At 71.0% G+C, this 18,218-nt stretch carries 15 protein-coding genes; 6 read left to right on the plus strand and 9 right to left on the minus strand.

The genetic code is table 11. The features are described 5' to 3' along the window. The first annotated feature begins 125 nt into the window (after positions 1–125). Positions 126–716 carry a hypothetical protein gene (locus SM757_RS26120; RefSeq protein ID WP_322467633.1) on the plus strand — a complete coding sequence of 197 codons (591 nt, stop codon included), beginning with the start codon at positions 126–128 and terminating at the stop codon, positions 714–716. Positions 717–853: 137 nt separating this feature from the next. On the opposite strand, the gene SM757_RS26125 is transcribed toward SM757_RS26120, so the two are convergent. The 4 genes from SM757_RS26125 to SM757_RS26140 all read right to left on the minus strand — a co-directional run bounded on the left by SM757_RS26125 (position 854) and on the right by SM757_RS26140 (position 5,023). Then, positions 854–3,031 carry a TonB-dependent siderophore receptor gene (locus tag SM757_RS26125; RefSeq protein WP_322467634.1) on the minus strand — a complete coding sequence of 726 codons (2,178 nt, stop codon included), beginning with the start codon at positions 3,029–3,031 and terminating at the stop codon, positions 854–856. Between the two features lie 14 nt (positions 3,032–3,045). Further along, positions 3,046–3,360, minus strand: a complete 315-nt coding sequence (locus SM757_RS26130; RefSeq protein WP_066336884.1) for a hypothetical protein — start codon at positions 3,358–3,360, stop codon at positions 3,046–3,048. Positions 3,361–3,600: 240 nt separating this feature from the next. After that, entirely contained in the window at positions 3,601–4,776 is a 1,176-nt protein-coding gene (locus tag SM757_RS26135; protein ID WP_066336881.1) for a PepSY-associated TM helix domain-containing protein, read from the minus strand. A 10-nt stretch (positions 4,777–4,786) separates the two neighbouring features. Continuing rightward, positions 4,787–5,023: a hypothetical protein gene (locus SM757_RS26140; protein ID WP_238455784.1), complete on the minus strand. Its 237-nt coding sequence runs from the start codon at positions 5,021–5,023 to the stop codon at positions 4,787–4,789. A 190-nt stretch (positions 5,024–5,213) separates the two neighbouring features. On the opposite strand from SM757_RS26140, the gene SM757_RS26145 reads away from it, so the two are divergent. Both SM757_RS26145 and SM757_RS26150 read left to right on the plus strand, forming a co-directional pair. After that, positions 5,214–5,807: a histidine phosphatase family protein gene (locus SM757_RS26145; RefSeq protein ID WP_322467635.1), complete on the plus strand. Its 594-nt coding sequence runs from the start codon at positions 5,214–5,216 to the stop codon at positions 5,805–5,807. A 158-nt stretch (positions 5,808–5,965) separates the two neighbouring features. Further along, entirely contained in the window at positions 5,966–7,033 is a 1,068-nt protein-coding gene (locus SM757_RS26150; RefSeq protein WP_322467636.1) for an IS630 family transposase, read from the plus strand. Positions 7,034–7,179: 146 nt separating this feature from the next. Here SM757_RS26150 and SM757_RS26155 read toward each other — a convergent pair whose 3' ends face one another. The 3 genes from SM757_RS26155 to SM757_RS26165 all read right to left on the minus strand — a co-directional run bounded on the left by SM757_RS26155 (position 7,180) and on the right by SM757_RS26165 (position 10,931). After that, positions 7,180–7,902, minus strand: a complete 723-nt coding sequence (locus tag SM757_RS26155; protein WP_322467637.1) for a hypothetical protein — start codon at positions 7,900–7,902, stop codon at positions 7,180–7,182. A gap of 207 nt (positions 7,903–8,109) precedes the next feature. Beyond that, positions 8,110–10,362: a xanthine dehydrogenase family protein molybdopterin-binding subunit gene (locus SM757_RS26160; RefSeq protein ID WP_066336915.1), complete on the minus strand. Its 2,253-nt coding sequence runs from the start codon at positions 10,360–10,362 to the stop codon at positions 8,110–8,112. A 92-nt stretch (positions 10,363–10,454) separates the two neighbouring features. Continuing rightward, positions 10,455–10,931, minus strand: a complete 477-nt coding sequence (locus SM757_RS26165; RefSeq protein ID WP_066336873.1) for a (2Fe-2S)-binding protein — start codon at positions 10,929–10,931, stop codon at positions 10,455–10,457. Between the two features lie 180 nt (positions 10,932–11,111). Between SM757_RS26165 and SM757_RS26170 the strand changes: the two genes are divergently transcribed. Beyond that, complete coding sequence (locus SM757_RS26170) at positions 11,112–11,666, plus strand: dihydrofolate reductase family protein (protein ID WP_322467638.1); 555 nt, start codon at positions 11,112–11,114, stop codon at positions 11,664–11,666. Here the strand turns inward: SM757_RS26170 and SM757_RS26175 are convergent. After that, entirely contained in the window at positions 11,645–13,717 is a 2,073-nt protein-coding gene (locus SM757_RS26175; protein ID WP_322467639.1) for a glycosyltransferase family 2 protein, read from the minus strand. The two genes, SM757_RS26170 and SM757_RS26175, sit on opposite strands and share 22 nt — an antisense overlap. 309 nt (positions 13,718–14,026) lie before the next feature. On the opposite strand from SM757_RS26175, the gene SM757_RS26180 reads away from it, so the two are divergent. Continuing rightward, positions 14,027–15,130 (plus strand): hypothetical protein, encoded by a 1,104-nt coding sequence (locus SM757_RS26180; RefSeq protein ID WP_322467640.1) that lies wholly within the window; start codon positions 14,027–14,029, stop codon positions 15,128–15,130. Positions 15,131–15,664: 534 nt separating this feature from the next. Here SM757_RS26180 and SM757_RS26185 read toward each other — a convergent pair. Then, the gene (locus SM757_RS26185; RefSeq protein ID WP_322467641.1) at positions 15,665–16,060 is read right to left on the minus strand and encodes a ChaB family protein; all 396 of its coding nucleotides are present in this window, start codon (positions 16,058–16,060) and stop codon (positions 15,665–15,667) included. Positions 16,061–16,303: 243 nt separating this feature from the next. Here SM757_RS26185 and SM757_RS26190 point away from each other — a divergent pair. After that, positions 16,304–18,218: hypothetical protein (locus tag SM757_RS26190; RefSeq protein WP_322467642.1), on the plus strand; the 1,915-nt coding region annotated here is incomplete at its 3' end.

Below are 18,218 nucleotides of genomic sequence, written 5' to 3' on the forward strand. Positions count from 1 at the left end.
GGGCCCAGGCAGGACAGGCCCCGCCCCGCACCCCCAGGCCCACCCAGGAGGAAATCCCACCCCCACGAAGACGCAGTGGCACCGGCGCTTGCTGCAAGCTCCGCGCTGACTAGGAGGATGGCGCCATGCACACGCCCACGACCCGCCCAAAAGAAGAAGCCCGCTCCCCCTTGCGCTTGGGCGCGCTGGCGCTGGGCCTGGCTGCGGCCGCGCTCTTCGTGGCCGCCACCACCGTGCGCGGCCCCCTGGCCGCACCGGCCGACGCGCCGGCCGTGCCCGGCGACTCGCTGCGCGCCAACGCCGCCTTCACCGCCCACCTGCTGCTCACGCCGGATGAGCCCGCCCTGCGCCGCGCTTGGGCCGCGGCCGCCGCCGCCGGCACGCAGCCGGACCTGCAGGCCACCGACCGCGTGGCCGCGGGCGCCGGCGTGGGCGCGGTGGTCATCCTCAGCGGCTGCGCCCCCGACGCCGCCGGCCGCTGCAACGTGGCCGTGGAGTTCGCGCTGCTGGCGGCCGACGGCTCGCGCCAGGCCCTGGGCAGCGGCTCGCTGTGGACGCAGCCCCCGGCCACGCCCAACTTCTCCCTGGGCAGCGCCGCGCTCACGCTGCGCACCACGCCCGCGCAGCGCGGCGCGCAACTGCGCGTGCTCGCGCGCGTGACCGACCGCGTCGCGCACCGCACGCTGGAGCTGTCGGCGCCGCTGCGCGTGGAGTAGGCGCGCGGGACGGCGGCGCCGCGCCGTGCTGTTGGGGAACACTGCGAGGGCCTGCCAGGCCTCTCGCGATGCCGACGAAGGCCGACGCAGCCCCCGCTGTCCCCGGCCGGGCGTCCAACGCCGCCCGGCCTTGCCCCTCACCAGCGGTAACTCACCGACGCCACGGCATTGCGCCGTGTACCCCACCAGCAGTCGCCCCGGCCCAGGCAGGTGGCGACGTAAGTTTTGTCCGTCAGGTTGCTGACGTTCAGGGCCGCGCGCCAGTGCGCGCCCTCCCACGCCAGCAGGGCGTCCAGCAGCGTCACGGACGGCACCGTGGGCCCCGCGCCGTCGTGGAATGCGCTCAGATGCCGCACGCCCGCGCCCAGTGAAAAACCGGGCAGCCCGCCCAACGCGAAACGCCAGCGCCCCCAGGCCGAGAGCTGGTGCGCGGGCACGGCCTCCAGCGGCGCCTCCAAGTCCGTGTAGGTGTAGTTCGCCACCAGGTCCAGGGCCCGCGCGGGCGAGGTTTTCAGCTCCAGCTCCACGCCGCGCGCCCGCGTTTCGTCGAGCTGCGCATACAGGCTGGTGGTCGGGTCCTGGCGCAACTGGTTCACTTCGCGCAGGTCGTACACGGCGGCGTTGAGGACGGTGCGGCCGCCGTCCAGGTCGCCCTTCACGCCGGCCTCCCACTGCTTGCCGCGCAGCGGCTTGAAGCGCTGGTTGCCCTGGTTGGCCACGGGGCGGAAGGACTCGCTGTAGCTCAGGTAGGGCGACCAGCCGCCGTCGGCCAGGTACATCAGCGCCAGCCGCTTGCTGTTGGCGCGGCTGGCCTCGGTGCCGGCGCCCTGCGTCTCGTTGCGCGCCTCGTCGTGGCGCAGCCCGGCGGTGAGCTGCCAGTGCGTTCCCAGCCGCATCTGGTCCTGCAGGTACAGGCCCGCCTGCCGCTGGGTGGAGGGCGCCGCCGGGCTGAGCGCCGGCGGCGTGAAATTGCCGTACACGGGGGCGTAGGCGTCCATGAGGCCGCCGGCCGCGGAGCCCACTTCGCCGCGCTTGCGGTAGCGCGCCAGGTCCAGGCCCAGGAGCCAGTCGTGGCGCACGCCGACGGCGTCGCTGCGGCCTTGCAGGTGCTGATCCAGCGTCAGCAGCCGCGTGCGGTTGTCTTCGGCATAGGCATAGCGCTCCAGCACCCGCTTGCCCATCGGGTCGGCGCCCCAGTCGCCGGGCAGGCTGAAGGAGTCGGCGTAGGTGGAGCGGTAATCCACGTCGTTGCGCGTCCAGCGCGCGTTCTGGCGCAGCGTCCAGCCGTTGTCGAAACGGTGCTCCAGCAGCCAGCCCAGGCTGCGGCGGTCGGTGTCGTAGCGGTCCCAGCCGGGCTCGCCGATGAAGCGGCTCGTGGGCAGCCGGCCGTTGGGGTTGGCCGTGAGCACGCCCGACCACGGGAAGAACTGCGACGTGGAGCCGCTGCGGTCCGACTGCGCCAGGGCCTGCAGCGTCAGCGACGTGGCGGCACTTGGGCGCCAGGTGAGCGAGGGGGCGAGCACGCGGCGGTCGTCGCGCACGTGGTCTACCTGCGTGCCGGCCTCGCGCGCCACGGCCACCAGGCGGTAGAGCCACTGGCCGCCGGCGGTGAGGGGCCCCGTCAGGTCGGCCTGGAGCTGGCGCCGGTTCCAGCTGCCCAATTGCAAGCCGACCTCGCCCTGCGCCTCGGCCTGCGGCCGCTTGCTCACCATGTTGACCACGCCGCCCGTGCCGCCCTGCCCAAAGAGCATGGAGGCAGGGCCGCGCAGCACCTCAATGCGCTCCAGCGTGTAGGGCTCGGTGCGGGCGTTGCTGGTGTAGTAGTCGAAGTTCTTGCGCAGGCCGTCCAGGTATTCCACGGGATCGCCGCCGCGGATGCGCACGGAGTCCGTGCGTGAGTCCAGCCCGTAGGCGTCGGAGCGCACGCCGGCGGCGTAGTTGAGCGCGTCCTGCACGTTGGTGGCGCCCTGGTCGGTGAGGAGTTCGCGGGTGACCACCGTCACCGACTGCGGCGTCTCGGCCAGCAGCGTGTCGGTCTTGGTGGCGGTGGCGGCGCGGCGGGCCTGGTAGCCGCGCACCGGCGAGGTGGCGGTTTCGCGTTCGGAGCGTGCCGTGGCGCGCACGGCGGGCAACGTGGTGTCGGCGGCATCGGCCGCATCCCGCCCATCGCCCGCCGGTGGCAGCGAGGCCGGTGCGCCGGCGGGAGGAGCCGCCGTCTGCGCGCGCGGCGCGCCGCCCAACAAGGCCAGCGCCGCGGCCAGGGCCAGCAGGTGCGGGCGGGGCGGCGCCATGCGCCGGGTTCCTTTGGAAGCCATGGCAGCCGGCCCCTTCAGTGCAGGGCCACGGAAGCGGCCAGCGACTGCGCGCACGGCGGCAGCGCGTGCCCTTGCGCGAGCTGCGCCCAGCGCGACTGCGCGTTGCCCAGCGCGCCGCGCAGCGCCTGGCTGGCACCCTCGTGGCGTTGCAGCAGCAACAGGTTCAGCGCCACCTTGTGCGCCAGCAGCGCGCGCTGCGCGGCGGTGTCCACGCGGGCGTTTGGGCAGGGGTCGGCCCAGGCCGTCATCAGGGCCACGGTGCCGGCCACCAGGGCCTCCAGGCTGGGGCCAGCCGCCGCGTCGAGGGGATCGTGTTCGTCAAGGCGCATGCTCAGTGTTCCAGGGCGTTGTGAGGAGAAAGAAGGAAGCGGGCGGGCCCGGCCCATGCGGCGGCCCGCCCCGGGCGGCCGGCGGCACGCACGGGGGCTCAGGAGGCTCAATGGGTTCGGGGGTTCAGCGCGAGCCTCAGCCCGCCACGGGGACGAAGACGTAGACGGCCACGGCCAGCACCGCCGCCACGGCCACGGGCAGCCAGTCCAGCACCAGGCGCCAGCGCGGGCCTGGGCGACTCATTGGGGCACCTGCGCGCGGCGCGCCCGCGGTGCGGCATCGGCCAGCGCCACGCCGGCCTCCTGCGCCAGCGGGCGCGGCTGGCGCCGCTGCAGCCACAGGTACAGCCCGCTGCCCAGCACCACGATGCTGGCCAGGTCCAGCAGCGCCCACAGCACCTTCATGGGCAGCCCGGCGTAATCGCCGAAGTGCAGCGGCTGCGACAGCAGCAGCGCCGCCAGGTACCAAGGCAGCTCCGGCGCCGCGGTAACGGTGGCGGTGCGGGCATCCACCAGCACCGGCTGCAGCAGCTTGGCCGTGAGCGGCGTGTCGCCGCGCAGGAAAAACGTGTTGTGGTGCGGGCTGGAGAAGGCGGTGCCGGGGAAGGCGATGAAGGACAGTTGCGTGTGCGGCGCGGCGTCCTGCGCCGCCTGCAGCGAGCGCTGCAGCGAGCCGCGCTCGGCCGCGGGCACCAGCGGCTGGCCCTGGTAGGGCGACAGCAGCGCGGCGAGCTGGTCCGACTGCCAGTACTTCATCACCAGCTCGGCCCACGTGTTGACCACGCCGGTGGCGCCCACCACCGTGAACCACACCAGCGTCACGATGCCCAGCAGGTTGTGCAGGTCCAGCCACTTCAGCCGCGCCGAGCGCTCGCGCCGCACGGTGCCGAAGTCCAGCCGCCGCATGAAGGGCGCGTACAGCACCACGCCGCTGACGATGGCCAGCACCAGCAGCAGCCCCATGAAGCCTAGGAAGAGCTTGCCCGGCAGCCCGGCGAACAGGTCCACGTGCAGCCGCAGCATCACGTGCATGAAGCCCTCGTCGAGGACGCGCTCGCCCAGCACTTGGGCCGTGCGCGCATCCACGACGATGGACTTGAAGTCCTCGGTGGGCGCCGGTGTGGGCGTGAGGGTGACGAACCACAGCCTGTCGTCGTCCTCGTCCGGGAACGCGAACTGGACGACGCGCTCCGGGTAGCGCGCCTGCGCTGCGCGCAGCACCGCGTCCAGGCTGGCGGGCGGGCCCTCGTGCGCCAGCGCGGGCGGCTCGATCTCGTGGCCCAGGAGGTGGTCGATCTCGTGCTGGAAGATCAGCGGCAGCCCGGTGAGGCACAGCAGCAGCATGAACACCGTGCACACCAGGCTGCTCCACTTGTGCAGCCACGACCAGGCTTTCAGGGAACGCGTGCTCGCCATGGGCCGGGCCTCAGCGCCGCGCGCCGGCAGCCGGCAGCGGCTGACGCTGCGCCGCCCGCCGCCCGCTGAACCAGGCCATCACGGCCACGGGCACGCCCAGCGCGAACCAGGACCAGGCATCGCCGCCCGCCTCGGACACCAGCGCGGACAACAGCCCCGAGGCCGTCAACGCCCCAAGCCCCACCGGCCAGCCCCACAAGCGCCACGCGGGCCCGCCCAAGCCACGCCACCGCGGTTTGGTCCTCACCTCGCCCCTGTTCGATTGGTTCATCGGTTTCTATACGCAAATGCGAATCGTTCTCAATCGTAAACTAGAACGAAACTTTCCCACGAAAAAGCCCATGGCGAGGGCAAGGCGTTTGAGCGGCGCTCGGCTTGCGGCTTGCCCGGGAAACCCTGGTCACATCGGCAGGACAACGGCTCAGGAGGCCTGGACCATGGGCGAGGCGGAACCAGCGGGCATGCAGCGGCGGCAAGTGCTGGCGGCGGTGGTGGCGGGCGCGGCGGCGGCGCCCGCTTGGAGCGCGGCCGCGCCGGACGACGCCGCCTGGGCCGCGCTGCGCGCGGGCGGCATCGTGCTGCTGCGCCATGCCGAGGCGCCCGGCGTGGGTGATCCGCCGGGCTTCACGCTCGGCGACTGCGCCACGCAGCGCAACCTGAGCAGGCGCGGACGCGAGCAGGCGCGGCGCGTGGGCGAGCGGCTGCGGGCGCAGCGCGTGGCCGTCGGCGCGGTCTGGACCTCGCAGTGGTGCCGCACCCGCGACACGGCCACGCTGCTGGCGCTGGGCGAACCGCGCGAGGAGCCGGCCTTCAACTCCTTCTTCGACGAACGCGGCGACCCGCGCGCCCAAACCGCCGCGGCCCGCGAGCGGCTGCTGGCCTGGCGCGGCCCGCGGGCGCTGGTGGTGGTGACGCACCAGGTCAACATCACGGCGCTCACGGGGGCCGGCGTGGCCTCAGCCGAGGGCATCGTGCTCACCACTGCCCAAGGCCGGCTGGACGTCGTGGACCGCCTGGAGCCGTCGCGTTGAGCCTGCCCAACCGCGCCGGAAGGGCGGACCCGGCTTTGGCCAGGATTGATGTCCGCCGCTCATGGCGGGTTTCCGCTGTATCAGTCCTTCCTCTTCGGCCCACCGGGATGCCGTTTATTAACCTGGCAATAAGAGACCCGACCGCCTAATTTGTACTCATGGACAAGCCCGACGGTCGCAAACTTTCCGAGGAATCGCTGCAGTTACTGCGTCGCCAGGCGCACCGGTTGCGACAGGCGCACAAGACGTGGGACGAGATCGCAGCCATCGTGGGGCTACACCGCTCCACGGTCATGAGTTGGGTGAACCGCTACCGACTCAATGAGCAGCAGCCCGCAGACGTGGCTTCGACGCGCCGCGGCCGGCTGCTGGGCGACAAGCGCACACTCGGGCTCGAAGACGAGCGACGGCTGCGCGAGCAGATCGTGGGCGGCAGCCCGGCGCGGTTGGGACTGCCCTATGCGCTGTGGAGCCGCAAGGCCGTGCAGGAGGCCATCAAGCTCGACTTTGGTATTGACATGCCCGTCCGCACGGTAGGCGAGTACTTGAGGCGCTGGGGCTTCACGCCGCAGCGCCCAGCCAAGCGGGCGCTGGAGCAGCGACCCGAGCAAGTTCGGCAATGGCTGGAGGTTGAGTATCCAACCATTGTGCGGCGTGCCAAGGTCGAAAGGGCCCTGGTGCATTGGGCGGATGAGACGGCCGTGCGCCAGGATACGGCCTGGCTGCGCGGCTATGCACCCAAAGGCCACACGCCCGTGATCGAGCACGCTGCACGGCGCCCTACGCCCGGCATCACGATGATCTCGGCGCTTACCAACCAGGGCCTGCTGCGCTTTGGCTTTCATGATGGCGCCATCAACGCCGAGCGCTTCATCGACTTTATGGCCGATGTGGTGCACGACTCGCCGGCCAAAGTGTTTCTCATCGTGGACAACCTGGCCGTGCACCGCGCCGAAAAAGTACGGCAGTGGGCGCAGGCCAGGAAGGACGACATCGAGCTGTTCTACCTGCCACCGTATTCGCCGCAGATGAACCCCGACGAACTCGTCAACCGTGACCTCAAGACTGAACTGCGCATGCGCCCTGGCAGCAGCGACCGTAGCACTCTCAAGCGCATTGCCCTGCGTTTCATGGAGGCGCTGAGCGACATGCCACAGCGTGTCAGGGACTATTTCGAAGACGAGCAGGCCGTGTACGCCAGCTCACGGGCCACGTACTCTTTTTAATTGCCGGGTTGATAAAGCAAATAACCGGATACGCAGGAATATTTATGCGCACAGGCCCCAGACCCTTTGGACTTGGTCCATGCGCAAAAGGCGTTCTCAAGCTGAAAGCATGAGGCGTACAGCCGGCGCCCGACGCCGCGAAGAAATCATCGACTGCCCTGCTGCACGGCAGCAAGTTCGTCAGTGAGGTGGGTCACATAAGCTCCAACAGGCGCGCCATTGGAATAGGATATTTCCAAGTCCGTTTTGACATTAATTCCAGTAACGCGGTCCAACCAAATATTCTCCACTGAATGATGGATAAAAGGTACGGACGTCGTGGTGGCGTCAACTTCCTGGTAAATGTGCACCGTGGCAAACGCGCCGGCCGGCACGGTCACCGTGTCCAGTCCCACCACGTGGCCGTGACGCAATTGATAGGAAGTTACGTGGTGCGACGTCACATTGCCCACGTCGCAGCTTATGGACCAGTCATCGCTCCAGACGCTGGACAGCAGCAGCGGATCGGGCCGGGGTTTCCTGGGAGAGGCGTCCTTGCAAACCGTTGGCGCGCGTCCAGCGCCGGTGCTTGTCGTCTGCTGCAGGTGGTGCTGTGCGTCGTAGGCGGCTACGGATTGGCTGCCACCGATGCTCACACCGTCGACCGTACTGGGGCTGCTCAAATCCCGCGTCGTGACGGTGTATGAACCGTCTTCAGTGGGCGAATTACGAGTTATGCTGAATTTGGTGTTGACCGTACTGTTGCCGCCGACCACCACGCTTTGCTCATAAGTGCGTGAGTCGCCTGCCGCAAACGACGATTTATTAACGAGAGATTGTTCCCCGCCGCCGCCACAGGCTGACAAAACAAGTACGCAGGCGGCAACCACCCCATATTTACTCAAGATACACCCCCGATAATCATTATCTTTATTCCCGCTCAGTTATTTTAATAATAACCAGCGGGTGCGGATTTCCAATTATCAGGCAAGCGCCCACACCGGCCTGGGGCAGAACGTCAAGAGCGGCGGAAATTCCGGCATGGCCGGCGGCGCGGCGCTCTCGCCGCCGCGCGCGCCGTCAAGGGCGCGGCAGGCTCAGTTGGCCCGCGCCGTTTTCGTGGCCCTGGCCGGTGCGGCCGAGGCGGCCTTGGGCGGCTTGAGCTGGTCGCCCACGGGCAGCTTGCGCAGCCGCGTGCCGGTGGCGGCGAAGATGGCGTTGGTCAGCGCCGGGGCGATGCCGGAGGTGCCGGGCTCGCCGATGCCGCCGGGCTGGTCCTGGCTGGGCACGAGGTACACCTCCACGCGCGGCATCTCGTTCATGCGCATCACGCGGTAGTCGCCGAAGTTGCTCTGCTGCACCCGGCCCTGGTCCAGCGTCACCTCGTTCCACAGCGCCGCGCCCAAGCCGAACACCACGCCGCTTTCCAGTTGCGCCTGCACCGTGTCGGGGTTGACCACCTGGCCGCAGTCCACGGCCGCTACCACGCGGCGCACGCGCACCTGCCCGTCGGCGTTGACGGCCACCTCCGCCACCATGGCCATGTAGCTGCCGAAGGCGTACTGCACCGACACGCCGCGCCCCGCGCGCTCGCCCGCGGCCTCGCGCAGCGGCTGTGTCCAGCCGGCCTTTTGCGCCGCCAGCTCCAGCACGGCGCGGCAGCGCGGCTGCTTGGCGAGCAGCGCCATGCGGTACTGCACGGGGTCGCGCTGCGCCTTGACGGCCAGCTCGTCCATGAAGCTCTCCACCACCCACACGTTGTGCGTGGCGCCCACGCCGCGCCAGAAGGCGGTGGGGATGGGCGGCTCGTGGCGCACGTACTCCACGCGCTGCGCGGGGATGTCGTAGGGAATGTCGGCCGCGGCCTCCACGGCGTCGGGGTCCACGCCGTTCTTGACCAGCGGCGGCGCGAAGCGCGACATGATGGAAGAGCCCGTGATGCGGTGCATCCACGCCTTGGGCCGGCCCTGCTCGTCCAGCGCGGCGGCGATGCGGTCCAGGTAGTAGGGCCGGTACATGTCGTGCTGGATGTCCTCCTCGCGCATCCACACGAACTTCACCGGGCCGCTGGCCTGGCGCGCGAAGGACACGGCCTGGACGATGAAGTCCACCTCCAGCCGCCGGCCGAAGCCGCCGCCCAAGTAGTGGTTGTGCAGCACGACCGCCTCGTCCGGCAGCCCCGCGGCCTTGGCCGCGGCCGTCTGCGCCAGCACCGGCACCTGCGTGCCCACCCACAGCTCGCAGCGGCCCTGGCCCAGCGCCACGGTGCAGTTCATGGGCTCCATGGTGGCGTGGGCCAGGAAGGGCATCTGGTAGATGGCGCTCAGGCCCGCGGAAGCCGGCGTCTCGGCCAGCACGGCCGGCACGTCGCCCGCGTTGTGGGCCACGGCGCCGTCGCCGCGCGAGGCGGCCTCCATGTCGGCCACGATGGCGGCGGTGGTGAGCGCGCTGTACTGGCCGCCCGTCCAGGTCGGCTCCAGCTTGGCCAGGCCCTGCTTGGCGGCCCACATGTGGTCGCCCACCACGGCCACGGCGTTGTCCAGGCGCAGCACCTGGCGCACGCCGGGCACGGCGCGCGCGGCGGCCTCGTTCATGCCCGCCAGCCGCCCGCCCACGATGGGGCAGGCCGCCACGGTGGCGATGCCCATGCCGGGCACCTTGGCGTCTATGCCGAACAGGGCGCGGCCGTTGACCTTGTCGGCCGAGTCCAGCCGCTTGACGGGCTTGCCGATCAGCCGGAACGCCGAGGCGGGCTTGAGCGGCACGTCCTTGGGCACGTCCAGCTTGGCCGCCGCATCGACCAGCTCGCCGTAGTGCAGCGTGCGCCCGCTGGCCGGGTGCGTGACCACGCCGTTGACGGCGCGCAGCTCCTTGGCGTCCACCTTCCAGGTCTGGGCCGCGGCCTGGACGAGCATGGTGCGCGCCGTGGCGCCGGCGCGGCGCAGCGGCTCCCAGGCGCCGCGTATGGAGGTGGAGCCGCCGGTGAGCTGGCCGCCCAGCAGCGGATCGGCATAGAGCTTGTTGTTGGGCGGCGCCTGCTCCAGCTTGACGGTGGCGGGGTCCACCTCCAGCTCCTCGGCGATCAGCATGGGGATGGAGGTGAAGGTGCCCTGCCCCATCTCGACTTTGTGGACGATGAAGGTCACCGTGCCCTGGCGGTCGATGCGGATGAAGCCGCTGTAGGCCAGCTCTGGCGCGTCCTGCGACAGCGCGGTGGTCGCCTGGCCCACCGCGGCCTCGGGCGGCTTCTTGTCGCGCGGCGGGTTGGGGGCGTTGAGCGGGTTGACGGCGCACCCGGGCAGCGCGATGCCCACGAGCAGCCCGCCGCCGGCAGCGGCGCCGGCGCGCATGAAGGCGCGGCGCGAGGCGGAAGACGGGCCGTCGGCACCGTCGCCCTGGCCGCCCCGGCCACCCCGTTGGAACTTGCTGGCGATGTCCATGCTCAGGCTCCGCGGGTGGGACGTGCGATCTGCGAGGCGGCGACCTTGATGGCCGCGCGGATGCGCTGGTAGGTACCGCAGCGGCAGAGGTTGCCGGCCATGGCGGCGTCGATGGCCGCGTCGTCGGGGTTGGGCGTGGCGCGCAGCAAGGCGGTGGCGGCCATGACCTGGCCGCTTTGGCAGTAGCCGCACTGCACCACGTCGAGCTCGCGCCAGGCGGCCTGCACGCGGCGGCCCACCGGGTCCTGGTCCACGCGCTCGATGGTGACCACGCGCTTGCCCTCCACGGCCGACAGCGGCGTGACGCAGGAGCGCACGGCCTGGCCGTCCAGGTGCACGGTGCAGGCGCCGCAGGCGCCTATGCCGCAGCCGAACTTGGTGCCGGTGAGGCCAGCCACGTCGCGCAGCGCCCACAGCAGCGGCATGTCGGCCGGAAGCGCCAGCGTGGTCGGCTGGCCGTTGAGCGAGAAGGTCGGCATGGTTCACATCCCCGGTGATGAACAAGCCCCGCGCAAGGGCAATTGGTGTTCCCCTGTGACGCGCGAAGGCCATGGGCAAATTCGCAAAGCCCGCCAGCCTACCCTGGCGCGGCGCGCAAGCGCCCGGGCGCCGGCCGGCCACGCTGGACGGCCTCCCGCCAGCCGCCCAGACTTCCCGCCATGAAAACCCAGTACTACACCGCCTCGTCCCTGGACGGCTTCATCGCCACGCCGCAGCACTCGCTGGAGTGGCTGATGCAGTTCGGTGAGGCGCCGGGCGGCGGCTATGACGAGTTCATCGCCCAAGTCGGCGCGCTGGCCATGGGCGCCCACACCTACGAATGGCTGCTGCGCCACGAGATACAGCCGCCAGGACGCCCCGGCAAACCCTGGTTCTACGCACAGCCCACCTGGGTGTTCAGCAGCCGCGAGCTGCCGCGCGTGGCGGGGGCGGACATCCGCTTCGTCCAGGGCGACGTGGCGCCGGTGCACGCGCAGATGGCGCGCGAGGCCGGCGGCAGGAACCTGTGGATCGTGGGCGGCGGTGAGCTGGCCGCGCGCTTCCTGGATGCGGGGCTGCTGGACGAGGTGATCGTCACCTTCGCACCCGTCGCCTTGGGCGGTGGCGCGCCGCTGCTGCCGCGCGACCTGTCCAAGGCGCCCTGGCGGCTGCTGTCGGCGCGCGCCTTCGGCGAGGTCTTCGCCGAGCTGCGCTACGCCGTGCGCCGGGGCTGAAGCCGCTGGCGCAGGCCGCGGCGCGCCCGCGAGAGCCAGGCGGCAGCACCCAGCTTCAGGTCGGCGCAGGCCGCGCCCACGCCGATGAAGCGCGCCAGGCCGTAGGCCAGGCACAGCGCGTTGAAGGCGGCAAAGCCGGACAGCAGCCATTGCCCGTGGTGGGCCGCCAGCAGCGCGCCCGCCAAGGCCAGCGCCGGCAGGCTCAGTTGCGCCGCCACGTGGCCGGCCGGCGAGGCCGTGCGGTCGCCCACCTTGGGCGTGCGGGCGAAGGCCGCCTTGCGCCGCAGCAGCATCTGGCGCAGCGACTGCAGCACGCCGGCCGCATTCACCGGCACCAGCATGAGATTGAGCGCATAGACGCGAACGAAATCCCGCCACCCGTAGCCGCAGCGGCGCAAGTCCTGCGCGTACAGCAGCAGGTAGGGCAGCGCCGACAGGGCCAGCCAGGGGCTTGCGAGCGCCGGGTCCAGCGGCAGCAGCGCCAGCAGCGCGACGCCGAGGCTGGAGAGCGTGGGCGAGAGCAGGTAGTGCGCGCGGATGAGCAGCTCGCACAGCCCCGGGCGCGCGCCGTGCGCGGGCCGCGCCACGTAGCGCAGTAGGTCGGCCAGGATGATCAGGCCGCCGTTGGCCCAGCGCCGGCGCTGGATGATGAGCGCGCCGAAGTCCGGCGGCGTGGCGCTGTAGGCCAGGCGCTCGGGGTGGTTGTGCAGCGTCCAGCCGCGGCGCACGAGGTCCAGCGTGGAGCCCGTGTCCTCGATGACGGTCTTGTCCTGTATGAACACCGGCACCTCGAAGCCGCGCTCCACCACCGTCTCGCGGATGTCCTGCAGCGCCGCCACGCGCAGCAGCGCGTTGGCACCCACCCAGTAGGTGGCGCCGAAGAAGGTGAACCCCTGGTGGACCAGGTACTGGATGTCGGTCTGCGCGCCCGCGCAGCGCTCCAGCAGGCCCGGCGCGCCGGGGTGGCTGGAGTACGGCGTCTGCGCCACGGCGATGCGCTCGTCGCGCGCCATCACCGCGGTGAGCTTCAACAGGTAGTCCGGGCGCACCAGGCTGTCGGCGTCCAGCGTGAGCAGGTAGTCGGCGGCGGGCACGCTGAAGTCCGCCGGCGCCCCGGCCGGCACCTCGCGCAGCTGCTCGTCTTGCGGCGTGCGCTCCACGCGGAACGCGCGCCCAAGCAGGCCGATGTAGCTGTTGAGGTTCATCGCCTTGTTGGGCGCGTGCGAGAGGTTGTCGAAACGCTTGCGCTCGAAGGCCGAGATGTCCATGCGCAGCAGCGTGGCCAGGCGCTGGAACTCCAGCCGCAGCTCGCGCCGCGTGGGCGCGCGCCCGGCGCGCAGTTGCGCGGCGCGCTCGCGGTGCGCGTGGGCCGCGGCCTGGACGATGTGGCGGTTGAAGAAGTCGTCCACGTGGGCGAAGGCGGCGTCGGCCTGCGGCTCGGCCAGTTGCTCCACCCAGGCGGCCAGCGCCTCGTACAGCCCGGCGGCGCGCTGCGCCTCGGCCGCGGCGTCGAAGGCCCGCGCCCCCGCGGTGCGGAACATGAAGCCTGCCAGCTCGCGCTCCAGCCGCTGCGCGGCCTGCTCGAAGCGCGCGTGCAGCGCGGCCACCAGCTCGCGCGTGGCCTGCAGCGCGTCGGCATCCGCCCCCGGGCCGCCGCGCGGATCGTCCAGCAGCAGCACGATGCGCTTGGCCGGGTACTCGCTGAGCGCCGCCGACAGCAGCGTCTGCCGCACCACGCGCAGCTCCTCCTTGTAGGACGGCACCAGCACGCACACGCGCGGCGCGGGGCCGGCGTGCTCGTCGTACACGCTGTCCAGCTCCGGGCGCCCAAGCGACGTGAAGCCCTGCTGGCGGCAGCCGTGGCCGAAGCGGGCCAGCAAGTACACCAGGCTGCCGTAGCTTAGCCCCGCGAACAGCAGCAGCGCCGTGGCCGCCTGCCAGGCGGGTGCGCCGCCCGGCGCCCAGGCGCTCGCGACGACGTGGTCCGCGCCCAGCAGGAAGGCCAGCACCGTGGCCACCATGGCCAGCGCGGTGACGGTCAAATCTCGCATCCGGTATTCCCTCAATGGTCGAGCTGTGGAATCTAGAGAGAGGGAATCTGCAAAGCTGTAATGAGCTTTGCTGTATCTGCTAATTGAGCGTCAAAGCCGCTACTGCTTTTATCGAATATGTACTGATTTCGTAAAGGTGCGGCTGCCGGCATTTACACATTCAGTGCTTTCACGGGGCCTGGGGATGGAAATGGGGCGAAGTTGTGGTGCGATGCCGGCCTGCCTTGCGCCGGCAGACTCGTTTCATTTGTGTCATGTCGTGCGCACGGCGATTGCCCGCCGGACATGGATTGGAAAGGACCCTCCCACATGCTGAACCTGACCCGCCGCCAGATGCTTGCTGCCGCGGCCGCCACTTGCGCTCCCGCGCTGACCCATGCCCAGGGCGGCGGCATGAAATGGCACCCTGGCCAGTACATCCATATTCCCAGCCGCGGCGGCACGGCCGCCGTGGACGACACGCTGGATCAGATCCGCAATATCCAGTCCGCCCGTGGACTGCAATTGCGCTACACCTGGGCTGATCTGGAAACCGACGAAGGCAAGGTGGACGCCAGCCGCATACTGGAAGACCTGGACCGGGTTTCCAAATACAAGAAGCGCCTGCACGTGTTGCTGATGCTCAAATCTTTTGCCGGCGGCAACCGGCCGGTACCCGAATATCTGGAGAGAAAGACGGAACGCGGTGCGGCGACTTTCAATATAGGCATAGAAGAAAAGGAAGCCCCCGGCGGCCCGCGCAAGCGCAACGGCCAGAACATTGCGCTGTGGGAGCCAGGCGTATTGAAGAGCCTGGAAGAATTCCTGCGCGGCCTGGGCCGGCAACTGGACGGCCACCCGGCGCTGGAGGGCGTGGCCATCAACGAGACCTCGCTGGGCCGGGCCGCGGACCGCAATATCGAGGACGACGACAAGATTCAATTCTTCAAGAACCTGGCCTCGGCCAACCGCACCATGCGCAAGGCCTTCCCCACCACGGTGACCATCCAGTTCGTGAATTTCCCCAAGCAGGCCATTCCCATTCTGGTGGACCAGATGCCGGACTACGGCATTGGGCTGGGCGGGCCGGACGTGTTCCTGGACGACAAGTCGCTGCGCGACAACGTCTACGTGCGCTACCCGGGCCTGGCCGGCGTGATACCGCTGGCGCCGTCCGTCCAATATGAAAACTACGTGGCCCTGAAACACCAGGGCGAGCGCACCATGGTGCCGCTGGAGGATTTGTACAATTTTGCCCGCAACCAGTTGCGCGCCAATTACCTGTTCTGGACGCGGCCGCAGCAGGGCCTGAAGAATGTCTGGCCGGACGTGCTGAATTTCCTGAAAACCCACCCGCAGGCGTCGCAATTGACCGGCGGGTTGGCGACGGCGTGCCCGTCGTCGTTCAAGGGGGGGTGCAGCGCGGTTTCTTGAGTGATGGGGCGGGAATCGGCTGATATCGACTGATTGAGGTTTGATTCCTGCCGGAATCGTTCACGGCGATCCGAATCAACCCAACTCGGCTCGGCTCAACTCAACTCAAATGCCGGCATGCATCGGCATGCCGTAAGCCGAGCCGCTTCGCCCCCTATTCCGTCATTCCCGCGAAGGCGGGAATCCAGGCGCTCCCACGCCAGAACGAAGTGGGAATGCAGGAACGCCAAGGTATTGACCTCAACACGCCGGCATATGGGCTACGGCCTGTTTGGGGGCTGCCTGGATTCCCGCCTTCGCGGGAATGACGAAGCAGGGGGCGCTGCACATGGGCCTGCGGCAGGCACCCGTCAATTTGCCCGAGCCCAACTCACGAATACTTCGGCGGATCCTTCACCGGCGGCGACTGGCTCGGTGTCGGCGGGTCTTCCACGGCCGGTTCGGCGTCCGGGGCGGGGGGTGCGGGCGGCTGCGGCACCGGGGGGTCCGGCGGGATGTCGTGCAGCCGCCACGGCCAGTCCTGAGCGCCGCCCATCAGCGCTGCTTCCTCGCGATGGCGCGCGCCAACTCTTCCTTGCTCATGGTCGAGCGGCCGGCGATCTGCAACTCCTTGGCCCGCGCGTACAGCTCGGCCTTGCTGTGGCCCAGCACGTCCACGCCACCGAAGGTTTCCTGCGGATGCTCGCGCGCCTGGCGCCCGCCCGCGGCGGCCTGCGGGTCGGACGGGCCCTTGTGGTCCTTGGGCTCCCAGCGGTCGCCCACCTTCTCGAAGCCGTGCTTGAGCGAGGCCATGGCCGTGCGGCGGGCGCGCTCGCCGCGGCCGTACTCGCCCTCGGCGCTGCGCAGCGTCTTGGCATAGGTGCGCTGCGCCTTGTCCGGCGAACGCTGCAGCGTGGAGGGCAGCTCCACGCCGAATCTCTGCTTGCTCATGGGGTCCTCCTGGTCACTGGGTGCGGGCCCTGCTCCACGCGGGGCCCTCCACCCGGCCTGACCCAAGCCGCTGGCAACCCCTGTTCCCGCGGGGTCCGCACGTGAGGTCTTTCACGGCGCAAGGCCCAGCGTGCGGCACTCATGGCCTGTTGAGCCGGCACGGGGCTGCGGCCACGGCCCCCTGGTCACAATGGCAATAAAACCGCCATCCCCCGTATCGGGCCTGCCGCAGGAAGTAAACACATGGCCGATGCCAAACCTCTCGCGCCGCGCCGCGCCGGCAAGCCCTCGCCGCGCCCGGCAGGCCAGGCGCAGGCCGGTGCCACGCCCGCTCCGGCCCCCGCCCGCGCGCCGCGCTGGTCGCCGGGCCTGGGCTTCTTCGCCACCGCCACTGCGCTGGCGCTGAGCGCGCTGGGACTGCTGGGCGCCGTGCTGGACGTGGCCGGCGGCTGGGGCGTGGAAGACTTCCTGGGCTGGACCGGCACCGCCGAGGACGGCCCGCTGGAGCTGCTGCTGCGGCTGTGGGAGCAGAGCGGCCGCACGCCCGCGGCCTGGCTGTACCTCGGCCTGGACAGCGTGCTGCTCGTCCCCCTCTACGGCGGGCTGCTGCTGGCCCTGGCCCTGCACCAGGCCCAGGCCCTGGGCGCCGACAAGGCCGCGCGCCGCGCCCAACGCGAGCGCGTGGCCCTGAGCGTGCTGGTGCCGCCCGCGCTGGCCCTGGTGCTGGTGGACCTGCTGGAAAACGCCCTGGGCCTGGCCCGCGTGGGCGAGCTGGGCCCCTGGCTGGCCCTGGGCTGCACGGCGCTGGGCGCCGCAGCCCTGTATGCCGGCGCCACGCGGCGCCAGCCCGGCCTGCGCCTGGTCCGGCAGGACATCTGGGTGACCCTGGGCCTGGCCGCCGCCGCGCTGCTGCTCATGGGCTTCGGCTCCCCAAGCTGCACGCCGCCGGGCCAGCCGCGCGGCCCCTGGCTCGCGCAACTGGGCTGCGGCGCCCACGCGAGCAAGGCCTGGCTCGTGGGCGTGGTGGTGCTGCTGCACGCGGCCACGGCGCTGGCCTGGCTCATGGGCGTGACCCTGCCCGCGGAGGTGCCCGCAGCGCAGCGCACGCAGCGCGCGCAGTTGCGCGCGGCGGTGGTGGACATCGTGCTGCGCAGCCGCGGCGTGCTGCTGGCGCTGGCGGCGCTGGCCGCGCTGCTGCTGGGCACGGGCGTGGCGGGCGACGCGCTCTATGCCACCGCCGTGTCGCCGTTTCGCGCCAGCCACGCCGGGCTGGCCGAGCGGCTGCTGCGCACGCTGGGCATGGTGGGCGGCTTCGCCCTCACGGGCCTGGCGCTGTGGCTGCTGGTGCACGCGTGCTGGCTGTGGACGCGCGCGGCCTGCCAGTTGCGCCGCCCGCACGGCCCCGTGCCCGCGGCACCCGGCGGCACGCCGCCGGGCCAGGGCGTGGCGCGGATCTGGGCCCGCATGCTGGGCCTGGCCCCCGCGCTGCTCATGGCCGCGGCCGCCGCCCAAACGGTGCGCGAGACGGTGCGGCTGCAGACCCTGGGCGCCACCGCGCCCTGGCCCGTGCCGGTGGTGCTGCTGGTGCTCTTCGGCCTGGCCGCGCTGGCGTTGGGCGGCGGCTTCCTGCTGCGCCGCCACCTCGTGGCCGAGGTGCTGTGCTACGACGCCTTCACCTGGCCCGCCCTGGCCGCGCGCGCGGGCGTGGTGGCCGCCCCGGACGCCCCCGCGCTGCTGGCGCCCAAGTACCGCTTCTGCAACCTGCTGCCGCCGCAGGCGCTGGCGCCGCTGCTGCTGGGCCTGCTGCTGGGCTGCCGCGTGCTGGACCTGCTGCCCGGCCCAAGCAACGCCGGCCCGCTGGACGTGCTGCCCTCGCTGGCACTGCCCGCGGCGCTGCTGACGCTGGCACTGTGGCTGTGCGTGCTGGGCGCGCTGTCGCTGTTCGAGCTGGCCAGCGCCCGCCCGTGGTCCGGCGTGCTGCTGCTGGCCCTGCTGGGCCTGGCCTGGGCGGGCTGGTCGGCCAACGCCGCCGTGTGGCCGGCCGTGGACCCCGAAGGCGCCGCCGCCGCGGGCGGGCTGCGCATGCTGGGCTTCACGGCGCTGCTGGGCGGCGTGCTGCTGCTGGCCCACACGCTGGCGCCTGTCTCTTATACACATC

This window comes from Azohydromonas lata (assembly GCF_034427735.1).
Classification (GTDB): domain Bacteria; phylum Pseudomonadota; class Gammaproteobacteria; order Burkholderiales; family Burkholderiaceae_C; genus Azohydromonas; species Azohydromonas lata.

Bases quoted from the DNA above. Each gene is read 5' to 3' on its own strand.
- SM757_RS26150 (WP_322467636.1), top strand. From the start codon at position 5,966: ATGGACAAGCCCGACGGTCGCAAACTTTCCGAGGAATCGCTGCAGTTA.
- SM757_RS26120 (WP_322467633.1), top strand. From the start codon at position 126: ATGCACACGCCCACGACCCGCCCAAAAGAAGAAGCCCGCTCCCCCTTG.
- SM757_RS26170 (WP_322467638.1), top strand. From the start codon at position 11,112: ATGAAAACCCAGTACTACACCGCCTCGTCCCTGGACGGCTTCATCGCC.
- SM757_RS26185 (WP_322467641.1), bottom strand. From the start codon at position 16,060: ATGAGCAAGCAGAGATTCGGCGTGGAGCTGCCCTCCACGCTGCAGCGT.
- SM757_RS26175 (WP_322467639.1), bottom strand. From the start codon at position 13,717: ATGCGAGATTTGACCGTCACCGCGCTGGCCATGGTGGCCACGGTGCTG.
- SM757_RS26180 (WP_322467640.1), top strand. From the start codon at position 14,027: ATGCTGAACCTGACCCGCCGCCAGATGCTTGCTGCCGCGGCCGCCACT.
- SM757_RS26135 (WP_066336881.1), bottom strand. From the start codon at position 4,776: ATGGCGAGCACGCGTTCCCTGAAAGCCTGGTCGTGGCTGCACAAGTGG.
- SM757_RS26165 (WP_066336873.1), bottom strand. From the start codon at position 10,931: ATGCCGACCTTCTCGCTCAACGGCCAGCCGACCACGCTGGCGCTTCCG.
- SM757_RS26145 (WP_322467635.1), top strand. From the start codon at position 5,214: ATGGGCGAGGCGGAACCAGCGGGCATGCAGCGGCGGCAAGTGCTGGCG.
- SM757_RS26125 (WP_322467634.1), bottom strand. From the start codon at position 3,031: ATGGCTTCCAAAGGAACCCGGCGCATGGCGCCGCCCCGCCCGCACCTG.
- SM757_RS26160 (WP_066336915.1), bottom strand. From the start codon at position 10,362: ATGCGCGCCGGCGCCGCTGCCGGCGGCGGGCTGCTCGTGGGCATCGCG.
- SM757_RS26130 (WP_066336884.1), bottom strand. From the start codon at position 3,360: ATGCGCCTTGACGAACACGATCCCCTCGACGCGGCGGCTGGCCCCAGC.